8 protein-coding genes are annotated in these 10,568 nt (G+C 37.4%); all 8 read right to left on the bottom strand.

The features are described 5' to 3' along the window. Positions 1-195 precede the first annotated feature (195 nt). The 8 genes from BM121_RS21595 to BM121_RS21560 all read right to left on the bottom strand — a co-directional run bounded on the left by BM121_RS21595 (position 196) and on the right by BM121_RS21560 (position 10,009). Positions 196-1,296, bottom strand: a complete 1,101-nt coding sequence (locus tag BM121_RS21595; RefSeq protein WP_091486842.1) for a PIN/TRAM domain-containing protein — start codon at positions 1,294-1,296, stop codon at positions 196-198. 132 nt (positions 1,297-1,428) lie between these two features. Then, complete coding sequence (gene radA / locus BM121_RS21590; RefSeq protein WP_091486840.1) at positions 1,429-2,799, bottom strand: DNA repair protein RadA; 1,371 nt, start codon at positions 2,797-2,799, stop codon at positions 1,429-1,431. 548 nt (positions 2,800-3,347) lie between these two features. Beyond that, a complete protein-coding gene (gene clpC, locus BM121_RS21585; protein ID WP_091486838.1) occupies positions 3,348-5,774 on the bottom strand; it encodes an ATP-dependent protease ATP-binding subunit ClpC in 2,427 nt (808 codons plus the stop codon). Between the two features lies 1 nt (position 5,775). After that, positions 5,776-6,852 (bottom strand): protein-arginine kinase McsB, encoded by a 1,077-nt coding sequence (gene mcsB, locus BM121_RS21580; RefSeq protein ID WP_091486836.1) that lies wholly within the window; start codon positions 6,850-6,852, stop codon positions 5,776-5,778. Continuing rightward, the gene (mcsA, locus tag BM121_RS21575; RefSeq protein ID WP_091486833.1) at positions 6,849-7,391 is read right to left on the bottom strand and encodes a protein-arginine kinase activator protein McsA; all 543 of its coding nucleotides are present in this window, start codon (positions 7,389-7,391) and stop codon (positions 6,849-6,851) included. Before mcsA ends, mcsB begins: the two co-directional genes overlap by 4 nt. Positions 7,392-7,403: 12 nt before the next feature. Then, entirely contained in the window at positions 7,404-7,868 is a 465-nt protein-coding gene (locus BM121_RS21570) for a CtsR family transcriptional regulator (protein ID WP_091486832.1), read from the bottom strand. Between the two features lie 121 nt (positions 7,869-7,989). After that, the gene (locus BM121_RS21565) at positions 7,990-8,685 is read right to left on the bottom strand and encodes an MgtC/SapB family protein (RefSeq protein ID WP_091486829.1); all 696 of its coding nucleotides are present in this window, start codon (positions 8,683-8,685) and stop codon (positions 7,990-7,992) included. Positions 8,686-8,833: 148 nt separating this feature from the next. Further along, positions 8,834-10,009 (bottom strand): GNAT family N-acetyltransferase, encoded by a 1,176-nt coding sequence (locus tag BM121_RS21560; RefSeq protein WP_091486827.1) that lies wholly within the window; start codon positions 10,007-10,009, stop codon positions 8,834-8,836. Positions 10,010-10,568: the final 559 nt, after the last annotated feature.

Genomic DNA, 10,568 nt, shown 5'->3' with positions numbered 1-10,568 from the left:
GGAAAGCGCAGTGTTCTGCCGGAGCGAATGGATATCACTCACCTCTAGCAAATCTATAAAGTATTACTTCGCAGTTTATATTTTTTGTGTAGTTTTAAGTGCATTTTGCATGTATCCTAGAGTCAATTATATACTAACAAAAGTGATAACATTGATGTTATCACTTTTGTCTATCCTTTATAAGTTATACCTTTTTTAGAGGGCTTTTTCAAGCACTTTGGGTTTGGCGAAGATCATTCGGCCTGCTGATGTTTGCAGTACGCTTGTAATCACCACTTCAATGTTCTGCCCGATATAGTTTTTGCCTTCTTCTACAACAATCATCGTACCATCGTCTAAGTAGGCAACACCTTGGTTCTGCTCTTTACCATCTTTAATGACCTGTACCGCTAATTCTTCACCCGGCAACACAATTGGTTTCACAGCATTTGCCAAGTCATTGATATTTAAAACAGGTACCTTCTGAAACTCACAAACTTTATTTAAGTTAAAGTCATTGGTTACAACAATACCATTCATCACTTTTGCAAGCTTTACTAATTTACTATCGACTTCTTGAATTTCTTCGAAGTCTCCTTCATAAATCTCTACATTTATTGGTAAATCCTTCTGGATACGATTTAAAATATCCAACCCTCTGCGACCACGATTTCGTTTTAATGCATCTGACGAATCGGCAATATGTTGTAATTCTTCTAAAACAAATTGAGGAATAATAATCGTTCCTTCTAAAAAGTTCGTTTGGCATATGTCCGCAATTCGTCCATCAATGATCACACTTGTATCTAAAATTTTCGGTTTTGGTAATTCAGTATTAGATTCTTCAGATGATAGAGCTTTTCTTTTTTCTTTTTTAGGTAATGTTAATAAACTTAAAAACTCATCTCTTCTTTTAAAACCTACCTGGTATCCAAAATAGGCTAGTAGGACACTTAAAAAGATAGGTACCACCTGTGAGACTACCCGTATTTCAATTAATTGAATTGGATCATTCAAGAAATATGCAATAATTAAACCAATAATAATACCTAAACTGCCAAAGAATAAATCCGCTACGGGAGCTTTCATTAACATTTCTTCAATCCACGCAAAGAATCTAACAATAAAATCAGAAATCCATATAGATAGAATAAATAAAATAATTGCTCCTAATATTAACCCTACGTAAGGCGCATAATCAGACGTTAGCCATGTGCCTTCAGCAAACCCTATTAATTCCCAAAATCTTGGAATATATAAATATCCAGCGGTACCACCTGCAATAATAAAAAATAGTTGCACAAATCGTTTTAGCACCACAGTCACCTCCTATAGACTAGTCTCTCCAATCACTAAAATTTTAAACATTTTTCAGTGATTTTTTAGAAGAAATACATTTACCTGCCACGTATTAAATCTTTTTCTAGAGAGCACACTTTTAAACCACTTTCAATCTTCTAACGCTGCTTTAATTGCTTCTTGAACAGAATTTACCCCTACAATTTTAATAGACTCAGGGACTGTCCAGCCATCCATGTTTTTGGCAGGAATGATGGCTCTCTTAAATCCTAATTTAGCAGCCTCTTGCACACGTTGTTCAATGCGCGATACTCTTCGTACTTCTCCCGTAAGACCAACTTCACCAACTAATACATCATCTGGATATGGCGCTCGGTCTCTAAAACTTGAAGCTATACTAATCGCAACCGCTAAGTCAATGGCTGGCTCATCTAATTTCACGCCACCCGCGACTTTTACATATGCATCTTGATTTTGTAACATTAAGCCTACTCTTTTTTCTAATACAGCCATTAATAATGGCACTCGATTATGATCAATTCCCGTCGCCATTCGACGCGGGTTACCAAAGCTAGTAGGAGATATTAAGGCCTGTATCTCCACTAATACTGGCCTTGTTCCTTCCATCGATGCAACGATGGTCGAACCAGCTACACCTTGTGATCGTTCTTCTAAAAAAATTTCGGATGGGTTTAATACTTCTGTTAACCCTTCTTCTTTCATTTCAAATATACCCATTTCGTTTGTACTGCCAAACCGGTTTTTTACTCCTCGTAAAATTCGGAATGTATGGTGTCTTTCTCCTTCAAAATATAATACGGCATCTACCATATGCTCAAGCAATCTAGGACCAGCAATAGATCCTTCTTTTGTCACATGCCCAACAATAAAAATAGGTATATGATTTTGTTTGGCAATGCGCATTAATTCACTTGTACATTCGCGAACTTGTGAAACACTCCCTGGAGCACTTGTCACTTCTTCTTTATAAACGGTTTGAATCGAGTCAATAACAACAAAACCTGGGTTCAATTGATCAATCTGATTTGCAACATCTACCATATTCGTTTCTGAAAGTACATACAGACTGTCTGATGAAACATCTAATCTATCTGCTCTCAGCTTTGTCTGTCTTGTTGACTCTTCCCCAGAAATATATAACACATCTACTTCTCGCTGTGCCAATTGGCTGGATAGTTGCAGCAATAACGTGGATTTCCCAATACCTGGGTCCCCACCAATCAACACAAGTGAACCTGCTACGATACCACCACCAAGCACACGGTCTAACTCTTGCATTCCCGTCTTAATTCTTGGTTCTTCGTGTAACTGAATGCTTGTTATACTTTCTGGTTTTTGTGCTGTGGTAGTGCCTGTTGCCCAATTACCTCTTGCTGTTTTTGCAGCTACAACTTCTTCCACTAGAGTGTTCCACTCGTTACACCCAGGGCACTTCCCCATCCATTTGGGTGATTCATAACCACAAGATTGACAAACAAATTTAGATTTTCGCTTAGCCAAAAGTATCGCTCCCTTTCATTATATACGAAAATACCCGTCCATAAGTTACAAAGATCTATCAATTTAGTTAAGGATGTATGTAAAAAGTGTAAAAAAAGTAAAAACTTTAAATCTTGTCCATCCCCCTATCGCATTATATCAACACACCACTGTAGATAAAAACTGCGCATTAGTGAAAATCTCTTTGATCTAGCTTTCTTCCATTCTTTCGAAGGTGACTGCTTAACCCACGCTGCGTAAAAACCCCCCTTTCACCCAGGGGGCTCAAGTGCAACATCTACTTAAGCAAAGACCGCTCACTGCGGGATCATTCAGCACGCGTGAGTTCCCACAGCGAACGGTCTAGGTGAGTGAGGCTCACGGGTCACCCGCGGAATGTGAAGTATGTTGCCGCAACATATCCCTAACACTCATTTCTAAGAAGAGGAAAGAAAGCAATTCTAAGAGAAAGTTTTACTTCGCAGTTTATGTTTGCTTGAAATGATTACATACATCCTATTGTAGTATTGAAAAAAATCGGAAGGGTTGGTCCTTCCGATTTTAAGCTTTTATACAACTTTAAATTCGCCTGATTTATCTAGATCTATCGTTACTTTTTGTCCTCTTGTAATGTTTTCTCTTAACAACTCTTCTGATAGTAAATCTTCCACGTTCTTTTGAATCGATCTGCGTAACGGTCTAGCACCATATTCTGGATCAAATCCTTCATTTGCGATTTTTTCAATCGCCTTATCTGATAATACAAAGTCTATCTCTTGTTCAGTTAATCGTTTCTGTAATTCTTTTACCATTAACTCTACAATGTATTTCATATGTTTCTTCTCTAATGAATGGAAGACAATGGTTTCATCAATACGGTTTAAGAACTCAGGACGGAAAGCTTTCTTCAATTCCGTCGTTACCTTAGAACGCATATTTTTATAATCCTGTTCTTCATCACCAAGGCTAAAGCCGACATATTTATTATTTTTTAGTTCATTTGCTCCAACATTTGATGTCATAATTAAAACAGTATTTCGGAAGTCAATGGTACGACCTTTAGAATCTGTTAAGCGACCATCTTCTAAGACTTGAAGTAAAATATTAAATACTTCTGGGTGTGCTTTCTCTACCTCATCTAACAGAACAACAGAGTATGGCTTTCTGCGCACTTTTTCGGTTAACTGTCCGCCTTCTTCATAGCCTACATACCCTGGTGGTGAACCAACAAGTCGTGATGTTGCATGTTTCTCCATGTACTCTGACATATCAATTCGAATCATTGAATCTTCATCGCCAAACATTGATTCAGCTAAGGCACGAGCTAGCTCTGTTTTACCAACACCAGTTGGTCCTAAGAAAATAAACGAACCAATCGGACGCTTAGGATCTTTTAAACCGGCTCTTGCACGACGAATTGCTTTGGATACAGCTTTTACTGCTTCTTCTTGGCCAATCAATCGACCATGCAAAATTCCTTCCATTTGCAATAGTCGTTCACTCTCATCCTTGGTAAGTGCCGATACCGGTACCCCGGTCCATGTCGATACAACACTAGCAATATCTTCAACACTTACTTCCGAGTTCTCCTGGCCTTGTTTTTCTTTCCATTTCGCTTCCGTTTCTTCTAGCTCTTTTCTTAATTTTTGCTCATCATCGCGTAATGCAGCAGCTTTTTCAAACTCTTGACTTTGAACTGCGGCGTCTTTTTCTTTACGTACTTCTTCTAAATTTTGTTCTAATTCTTTTAAATTAGGTGGTGTTGTGTAAGAACGCAAGCGCACCTTAGAAGCTGCCTCATCAATTAAATCAATCGCCTTATCTGGCAAGAAACGATCGGTAATATAACGATTCGAAAACTTTGTTGCTGCTTCAATTGCCGCATCTGTTATGGTCACACGGTGGTGTGCTTCATAACGATCTCTTAGTCCTTGTAAGATCAGTACCGATTCTTCTACAGACGGTTCATCGACTTGAATTGGCTGGAAACGACGTTCTAATGCCGCATCTTTTTCAATATATTTGCGGTACTCATCTAATGTTGTTGCACCAATACATTGCAATTCTCCACGGGCTAACGATGGTTTTAAAATATTTGATGCATCAATAGCACCTTCTGCACCGCCAGCACCAATTAATGTGTGTAATTCATCAATAAAAAGAATCACATTATTGGCCTGACGAATTTCTTCCATTACTTTTTTCAAGCGATCTTCAAATTCACCACGATATTTGGTTCCAGCTACTACCGTACCCATATCAAGTGTCATTACCCGCTTGTCACGAAGTATTTCTGGTATTTCATTTTGCACAATTTGTTGTGCCAATCCTTCCGCTACTGCTGTTTTACCGACGCCGGGCTCACCAATCAAAACAGGGTTATTTTTTGTACGACGACTTAAAACTTGAATAACACGTTCAATTTCTTTCTCACGGCCAATAACAGGATCGATATTCCCTTCTTTTGCAATTGCCGTTAAATCACGGGCAAGTGAATCCAATGTAGGAGTACTCGCACTATTACTTTGACTGTTACGTCCATTTTGAGAGCCGCCTGATTCTGAGCTCCCTAACAGTTGTAACACTTGTTGACGTGCTTTATTGAGACTAACGCCCAAGTTGTTTAATACGCGAGCAGCTACCCCTTCCCCTTCTCGGATCAGGCCTAACAAAATATGTTCTGTCCCTACATAGGAGTGGCCTAATTTACGTGCTTCATCCATCGATAATTCAATGACTTTCTTTGCTCGAGGTGTATAGTGAATCGTTTGGGATACTTCGCTTCCTTTACCTATTAAAGACTCCACTTCATCTCTGATTTTATCTGCGCCAAGGCCAATCGCATAAAGTGCTTTCGCCGCAATACCTTCACCTTCACTTACAAGTCCTAGTAAAATATGTTCTGTTCCAATATTATTATGGCCTAATCGTACCGCTTCTTCTTGTGATAGTGCTAAAACTTTTTGTGCTCTTTCTGTAAAACGTCCAAACATCATTTTAATATTCCTCCTTTTGCTCCAACGTAAAACGTTCCCGAATTAAGGATGCACGAAAAACATCGCGTTCATTCGGTGTCAGCATTTTTTTTGCATATTGTTGTAAGAACGCCGGTTGTGTTAAAACAACCAATTCGTTCAGAATAGATTTAGGTATGTCATGGATGAATCCCAAATCAATACCTAGACGGACATCAGATAAGCATTTCGCCGTTTCTTTAGACTCGATTATTCGACTATGCTGCAAAATCCCATAGGAACGAAAAACACGATCCTCTAATTCTAGCTCTGATTGTTCCATTAATAAATTCCGAGCATGTCGTTCATGCTCAATTAGTTTATCAACAACGCCTTTTAAGTCATCAATAATATCCTCCTCAGACCGACCTAAGGTTACCTGGTTGGAAATTTGAAAAATATTACCTAATGCTTCACTACCTTCACCATAAATACCGCGTACAACCAGACCTAACTGGTTGATCGCAGGGACCATTCGGTTGATTTTACGTGTGATTGCAAGTGCTGGCAAATGCATCATCACAGATGCTCTTAAGCCAGTACCAACATTCGTAGGACAACTTGTCAGATATCCTCTATGTTCATCAAAGGCATAATCCACCTTTTCTTCTAGCCAGTCATCTAGTTGAAACGCCTGTTCCAAGGCTTTTTCTAATTGAAAACCTGGAAAATATAATTGCGCCCGAATATGGTCTTCCTCGTTCACCATGATCGATACTTGTTCATTTTTAGAAATAAGGGCAGCGCCATGCTTTGATTTATCAGCTAAATGTGGACTTATTAAATGTTTCTCCACTAATACTTGCTTTTCTACTTGCTTTAACTCAGCCATTTTAACAAACTCTAAATCTTTATATTGTAAATAAGAATGGTGGTTAAATTCTTTTTCCATAAAATAAAGAATACTCTCCATTTGCTCTTCATCAGCAATTAACGGAAAGGGTGATTGTTCAAAATTTCTAGCTAACCGGACACGACTGCTCATAACAATATCGCTGTCAGGACCATCCTCTTTTAACCAAGGACTAATCGCTTCATTTATAAATTGCTCTAAACTCACGATTCATCACGCTCCTCGTAGCGGTTTAGATCCTTCTCTAATGACCTTATTTCATCGCGAATTTCAGCTGCATCTTCAAAGGCTTCCTCTGCAATTGCTTGTTGTAATGTGACCTTTAAATCTCGCAACTTTTTACGTTGATAAATATCAGAACCTACTCGCTTTGGTACTTTTCCCTCGTGAGCAGTGTTACCACTATGCACTTTGCGAAAAAGCGGATTTAAATGTTCAGCGAAAGTATGATAGCAAGATGCACATCCAAACTTACCAATTTTCGCAAACTGTTGATACGTCATGCCACATTTATCACATTGTAAGTCTGTCTCTTGTGTTTTGTGTGACTGTTGGTGCGTTTCATCAGATTTTGGGTTGAACAGCCCAGATAAAAGGTGGTGCAATGAATACGCATCATCTTCTTGAGACACATACCCCTTTTCCATTGCACATTGCTGACAGACGTGTACTTCTGTCTTCTCACCGTTTATCACTTGTGCAAAATGAACAGTTGCCGGATTTTGTTTACACTCTTGGCATTCCATACTGTACACCTCCTAAAATTGATATTTTAAGGCATTAAGCATTGCCGACAAAATTCTGGCACGAATCTCATCCCGAATTGGTAGTTGAAAAGAGAGCGTATTACGATCAATAGCACCAACCATTAATTTTGCTTCCCTTTTGGTAACTAACTCTTCTTCCAAGAGGCGCTCTAATATATTTATCGCCTTTTGCTGTGAGATTTTCGGTTGGATCATTTCAATAATTTCGTCTATTAATTTTGCTTTATCTTCATTTGTGACGCGACTAATACGGATATAGCCCCCACCACCACGTTTACTTTCTACTAAGTAACCTTTCTCCAAAGTAAATCGTGTATTGATGACATAATTAATTTGAGAAGGCACACATTCAAAACGACCTGCAATTTCACTACGCTTTATCTCAATGATTTTATGTTGGTTACTATGCATGATCTCTTTCAAATATTCTTCTATAATATCTGAGATATTACGCATGTTCCCTCCTCCAATCTGACTTTGACTATATTTGACTATATATTTATTATACTTTATGTTAGCTTGGTTGAAAACTATTTGGTCTTCATTATTATAACCTTTCTTGCTGTTTCTCAAACCATTAAGACCGAAAACGTATTTTGATTTTTTTCACATCTTCCTGTTCTAATAACCAATCATACAAATTGCCACGCTTCTTCTGATGCATTGCATCAATATACATTTTGATTTTGGTTGCATCTGGGCTTTCGTTGGAAATATCAAACTCACGAATTTCAATTGGAAAGGATTGTACACTCTCAATAAAAGTTGAAGCGTTTTTTTCCTTGGAAAGCTTCACTTCAAAAATAATATGATGACTTTTACGATGTAACCTTTTTTCGAATTTATTTAAGACAACTAAACTAATTAAAATGATCAATGTTGTCACAAATCCCTCTTTATACATCCCAATACCTACAATTAATCCTAAACCAGCAACTGCCCAAATAGAAGCAGCAGTTGTAAGCCCCCTAATGGTACCGCCATTGACAATGATGGTACCCGCACCTAAAAAACCAATTCCACTTATGACATAAGAAGGAATTCTAGCTGGGTCGAATCGAACATTCTCATAATTTTCTATAAAGTAATCAAAGCCATTAATGGATAAGAGCATCATTAAACAAGAGCTTACTCCGACTAAAATATGAGTACGAAAACCCGCTGAGTGTTTGTTCAGTTCTCTTTCAAAACCGATAAGTCCTGACAATATAAGTGCGATCGCTAGCCTTGTAATCGACTCGATAAATTCAGCGTCAAAAATTTCCTGAAGCAATACAATCACCCCTTAGCTTCTCTATTTAGCAGATAATTCATTTATACCCTTTTACAAGCTAAATTATTTCTTTTTTTAAAATTTTCTTAGATTGAACGTTTGAATTTTATCTCTTTTTAAAAAAATCATCCCTATGTAAAAGGATGATTTAAAAGAAATCCGGTAAGTAGGTTTGTTTGTAAGAAATAAGATTTTCTAAAGATTGTAAACCATTCTTATCACCTTCAATTAATTGTAATTCAGCAAGTTCAGTTGGTCTATTATAGCTTAAGAACATCGAGGTTAAATACTGTACAGAGCAATTGATCGAGCCAAATTCCAACTCATTAGGCTTCTCTGTACTGACGCCAACTCGCCCATTTACTTTAGATAGATAATAAGTACAATTGTTTTCCGGTAAAAAGTCATCTTCCACGGCTATCTTAACAGGTATCATTTCAGCTGTCTGATTATAAGGATAATCTTGTAAAAAAGAAAACACATCGACTATTCTGCTCATAAAATAAGGAACAACTTTTTGTTCATAGCGTGGCTCATCAATCAGCATCGGCAAGTGATCATTGTCAGGGACGGTCATTTCAACCTTTGTAGCCATAGAGTCATGATTGCTTATCAATTGCAAAATAAGTTTTAACCCATTTAAATTAACATAGGCTAATTCCTCGACATGTAATATTTGATTTTTGACATGATATAAAAGATACCCTTCTGCTTCATTTTGTTCATTATAGCAAATGGTTGTCATCGTATCCTTTTTTATTATTCTTTGATTCCACCATTTTTTATCCCGAATCAGCGCACCATTAAAGGCAGATATATATGCTGAGTATACTTTTTGCAAATCCTCATAATTATTTTTATTCCGTCTTGCATAACCGCTTGCCTTCCACTTTTTCTTTAGACTATCCATTGGTATCTGATATTTTCTTTGGTTAAAAGTAAGCTCATATCCATATTTACGATAGAAAGGAACAGAAAAGGGATGTAAGTAAGAAATGGTATGTCCCGTTGATTTCATGGAACGCAAAACTTCCTGTAACAATCTTTTTATTTTTCCACTTCTTCTATACTCAGGCCAGGAGGCAACAGCTGCTATCCCACCCATTTTCATTGCTTTTCCATTAATATTTACATTTAGAGGAATCATATGGACTTTGGCACTTAATTGCTCCTCTTCAAAACAGCCCCATATTTCATGATGCGCTGCTTCTTCCTCTTGTTCAATTAATTCTTCTTGCGACAAAGAATACTGAAAAGCAAATTGAGATAATTTAAATATTTCAGGGTTATCTTCTCTAGCTAGCTTTCTCATTTTATCCGACATTTCTTCACCTCATTATTGCAATTTTTAAATCGATTAGCATCAAGTATCTATATATGTTATAAGTATCTCAATTTTTGTACCAATATGCCAGTAAGTAATGTTTTTTTAGAGGATGATTGATGCATCATACTGAGCATGGCATTAGGAAAAACCTCAGAGAAGCAGAAATTTTCCTCTAATTTTTAATTATCGCATAATAAACTATGATATCAGTATCAATTTAAAGGGGCCTTTAACATATATCCCTAGTGAGCAAAAGACAAAATAGAGAGTCGGTGTACAGGTGCTGATGATGTTATTACGAAGACTTTCGATATGGAGGAAGAGGATAGATAAATTTATGTATTAGGAAGAGCAAGCGTTCCATGAAAGAACATGCGCTACTTTCAACCTATAATGAAGGCAGATTGATGTTAATACTTACATCACAACTTTTCTGATTGTTCAAAAAAACTCCCTAGTCCTATGACTAAGAAGTTTTTCAATTGCCTGGCAACGTCCTACTCTCGCAGGGGCGCGAGCCCCAACTACCATGGGCGCTGGAGAGCTTAACTACTGT

The organism is Gracilibacillus orientalis (genome assembly GCF_900114645.1).
In the GTDB taxonomy this organism is placed as follows: Bacteria; Bacillota; Bacilli; order Bacillales; family Amphibacillaceae; genus Gracilibacillus; species Gracilibacillus orientalis.
This window is presented reverse-complemented; position numbering and strand designations above follow the sequence as displayed.